Below are 2,761 nucleotides of genomic sequence, written 5' to 3' on the forward strand. Positions count from 1 at the left end.
CCATTATATTTAAATATTCCTATGTAATACTCTTGCACCTCATTATATTTAAATACATTTTTTATAAATCTTACTTCATAATTATACTTAGGGTCATAATTATTTTTAATATTTAAATCATTTATTACTTTATCAAATTCTTCTTTTCTTCTATTTATACTCAATGGAATATTATCTACGTAAACCTTTGTTATTATTGTATCATCTAAACACTCTTTTTCTATATTTACAATATTTATATTAGCATTATCAAAATATACTCCCAATAATATTGATAATACTAATATAAATAGTATAAATTTTGTTTTATAGAACTTTTTATTAAAACCATTCATATTAATTTATCTCCTGATAAAATTAATTTATTTTAAAATTAAACTTTTGATTTATTTCTTCTTATATTTTATCTAATAATATTATCTTATATTTTAGATTATTTTTCAATATATTTAATATTTTGATAAAATTTTAAAACTTTTTTATTCATTCTAATATCAAAATGCGTATAGTTAAACTAGTTTTACTTCCTTAAAGTTAAAACCTGTTAAATTATTTTCTTCTATAACATTTTTTATATTTTCAGAAACAAAAATAATGTCTATTTGATTATGTAATCTAAAAATATTACTACCTTTTACTATATCATTATTTAATGCATATTTTTTTAGTCCAAAAATATAACCCTCCTTATCAATAGAATGATAAATTGAATTTTGCAAATCAAGTGCATCTAATACTTTAATTATATTAATTATTTTATAGTCTTCTCTAATATTTTTATTATCTTTATTTTCTACATATACATCTAAGTATTCTACCTCACCTTTAATATATTTTTCTGTAAGTTTTATAAATTTATCTGATACCAAAACCCATCCATATGAATTATTTAAAAAATCTGTAAAAATTTCTAAATTATTATTTTCTAAAGGACTATAATATAATGTTGTTTTCTCCCAAAATTTTTTTACTTTAAATCCTGAAATTACTGTATGCATAACATCAATTTTATCTTCTCCTAAATAATTATTTAACTCAGAATTTTCAATATAATAACCATATTTATCTTCTAAACTTGATGATGTACACATAAGATAATCATATTTTTCTGCTTTTTCATAATCATATGTCATTTCATAATACTTCATATTTTACCTCCAAATGTTATTTTATCCAATAATCCTTATTTTATCTTCTAAACTTGATGATGTGTACATAAGATAATCATATTTTCAAACTTAATTTTTGACTCTACTGTTTTTTAATATTTTCTGGTTTGTTCAATCCTCCGAATGCAAGTCCTTTGATGTGATGTCCTTTTTATAATGTTCCATTTAATTCTTTTTCTTGAACTATTACACATTCATCTGGATTAGGATACCAATCAGGGTTATTTTTATATAATTCAACAGCTTCTTCATAATATGCTCCCAATATAGCTTCTCCATATAAATTTAATGCTTCTTTATACTTATCATTACATTCACAAGAATTCCCACTAGGGTCAACATAATAAACAAGGTCATTTTCACAATAAGCATAAATAGTATTACTTCAAAGCATCATATTCATATTGGTTTAATATTTTCCTATCATCTACTATATGGGTACAACTTCCCATTTCATCATTTGCATAGTGATAATGTACCGTAAAGATATAAGGACTGCTTTAGCAGACTTTTTAGAAATTTATTTCTAAAAGTACTTGACCTGTATTGAAAATAAATTGAACAAGTCTACCATTCTCTTACATTTTATAAAGTAAGCTTTCTACATCATATCTATTGATTTATATATTTCCATCTCCATCATTTAGTTTTATATCATAACTATTAGGGGTTATTTCCTTTAATAAGTTACCTTCATAATCTCTTGGTGTTTCATATTCTTCTTTCTTTAATAACTTATGAAATGGTGTATACTCATAGCTTGTTCCTATTTCTTTTTCTATGTTATTTGGCAATATAACTTTTTTATGGTTAAATATTTGGTCATAATATCATAATTTGTTAATATATTTAAAGAAAACTAAGCTAATTATTAGCATGATTTTCTTTTATCTAATTTTTAAGTATAATATAATTAATTGAATTGTGTAACTTTTTTTACAATTTAACATCTAAAATTAAACTAAACAAATTTTATATTTTATCTAATTTTTAGTTAAAATCAATTAATCTGTAAACAATTGTGGAACTCCATTCCAATTTAATTCAGGCATACAATTAATTTTATTCATATATATGTATATATCCTGATTATCTCCCCATATTCCACTAATCGGCTTCATAGTTAGGATCGTTAGATGATATATTCCTTCTTCTACAAAAATTTGTTGTTCCTCAGGAATATTATTACTCCATTCCGTAAGCCAATAAAGATCAATAAATGAAAGTACATTACCCTTGACATCTATAGCTAATCTTATTGAAACTGGAAATTCATTATTAATACCCTCACTAGGATATCCTTCTCTTATTTTTATATTATATTTTCCACCTGAACCTGTATTAAATCCAACTATATCTCCTTTCTTAATATGTTCTACAACTTTTGTAGGTGTAGAAAATTCTTTTTTAAAAAAATCTTCTCCTTCATTAACATAACTCATATTTTTATTTGAATAAATAACTATGCCCATTCCATCAATATCCAATTCAATATTTTTATAAATTTTATTAGTCATAATATTTTATTTCCTTTCCAAGTTAATTATTATTTCCAAATATTATACTTTTTATTAAGTATTTATTTAGATATT

The 2,761-nt window shown here is 22.3% G+C and carries 4 protein-coding genes; all 4 read right to left on the bottom strand.

The features are described 5' to 3' along the window. The coding region (locus R5Z65_RS09790) for a hypothetical protein (RefSeq protein ID WP_317368829.1) at positions 1 to 335 on the bottom strand (335 nt) is incomplete at its 3' end. Positions 336 to 509: 174 nt separating this feature from the next. Further along, positions 510 to 1,148: a DUF1629 domain-containing protein gene (locus R5Z65_RS09795; protein WP_317368831.1), complete on the bottom strand. Its 639-nt coding sequence runs from the start codon at positions 1,146 to 1,148 to the stop codon at positions 510 to 512. A 641-nt stretch (positions 1,149 to 1,789) separates the two neighbouring features. Then, positions 1,790 to 1,963 (bottom strand): hypothetical protein, encoded by a 174-nt coding sequence (locus R5Z65_RS09800; RefSeq protein WP_317368833.1) that lies wholly within the window; start codon positions 1,961 to 1,963, stop codon positions 1,790 to 1,792. Between the two features lie 210 nt (positions 1,964 to 2,173). Next, positions 2,174 to 2,686 carry a hypothetical protein gene (locus tag R5Z65_RS09805; RefSeq protein ID WP_317368834.1) on the bottom strand — a complete coding sequence of 171 codons (513 nt, stop codon included), beginning with the start codon at positions 2,684 to 2,686 and terminating at the stop codon, positions 2,174 to 2,176. Positions 2,687 to 2,761: the final 75 nt, after the last annotated feature.

This window comes from uncultured Tyzzerella sp., assembly GCF_963558545.1.
In the GTDB taxonomy this organism is placed as follows: Bacteria; Bacillota; Clostridia; order Lachnospirales; family CAG-274; genus Tyzzerella.